We start from the raw sequence: 1,148 nt of genomic DNA on the forward strand, positions 1-1,148 counted from the left end.
GGGGGGTGGGCTCGGGGTCGGTCTGCTCGGGGGGTTCGGGGTCGTGGGCGTAGGGGTCGAAGTCGGTGGGGTCGGTGAGGCGGGCGTGGGCGCGGTCGGCGTGGAGGGTGAGGGTGGTCTGGAGGCCGAGGTCGCGTTCGGTGACGGCGAGTTGGACGCGGTGGTGGGGGTGGTCGGGGTCGGGGGTGAGGTGCAGGACGGTGTCGAGGCCGAGGGTGTTGATCAGGTCGGGGTGGTCGGTGTCGAGGGCGGCGAGGACCGGGAGGTGGTGGGTGCGGGCGAGGTGGGCGAGGGTCTGGGCGGCGTCGCGGAGGCGGGGGCCGGACAGGGGCAGGTGGGGGTCGTCGGCGGCCTGGAGGCGGTCGACGACGAGGAGGGCCGTGCCGGTGAGGTCGGCGATGGTCTCGGCGATGGCAGCTGCGGTGAGGTCGGTGCCGTCGTCGATGTAGAGGGGAGCTGTGGCCAGGTCGTGGTGGAGGGCGGCGACGTCGGCCTGTTCGGTGTCGGTGAGCTGGCCGGCGCGCAGGCGGCGGTAGTCGACGGGGAGGTGGGCGGCGACGATCCGGGCGGCGATGTCGGCGCGGGTGAGGCCGGAGGCGGCGTAGAGGACGGGCTGGTGGTGGTCGAGGGCGGTGGTGCGGGCTGCGGTGGTGGCGAGGAGGCTGCCGCCGGTGCCGGGGGCGGCGGCGACGAGGTAGAAGCGGCCGGGCTGGAGGCCGCCGAGGGCGTGGTCGAGGCTGGGGATGCCGGTCGACAGGCCGCGCGGGGACGCGACTGTGTCGGTGGCAGGTTCGGTGTCCGGGGTGGTGGGGGCCAGGACGGTGGTGAAGGCCTCGCCGAGGGGGGCGAGGCGGCGTGAGGCGCGTGGCGCGGCCGGGACGCCGGTGTGGGCGGGGGCGGTGTCGGTGGGCGGCACGTGGTGCAGGGCGGCGGCCGCGGGGGTGTCATCGGTGGTGTCGGGCGCGGTCTTCGGGTCGGCGGCCGGGGTGACGGGGGCCGGGTGGGGGCGCTGTTCGGCCGGGGTCGGGTCGGCCGACGCCGGGGCGGTGTCGGCCGCGGTCGTACGGGCGGGCTGGGGCGACGGTGCTGGTTCGGCGCCGGTCGGGGCGGAACCGGTGGGCTCCGCGACGGGCGTGGTCCCGGTGGGC

General features: G+C 77.4%; 1 protein-coding gene. It reads right to left on the minus strand.

From position 1 onward, the window contains the following. A partial coding sequence (locus KUM40_RS40720) for a DnaB-like helicase C-terminal domain-containing protein (protein ID WP_217171450.1) occupies nucleotides 1-1,148 on the minus strand: 1,148 nt, incomplete at both ends.

The organism is Streptomyces sp. AC512_CC834 (assembly GCF_019049325.1).
Taxonomy (GTDB): Bacteria; Actinomycetota; Actinomycetes; order Streptomycetales; family Streptomycetaceae; genus Streptomyces.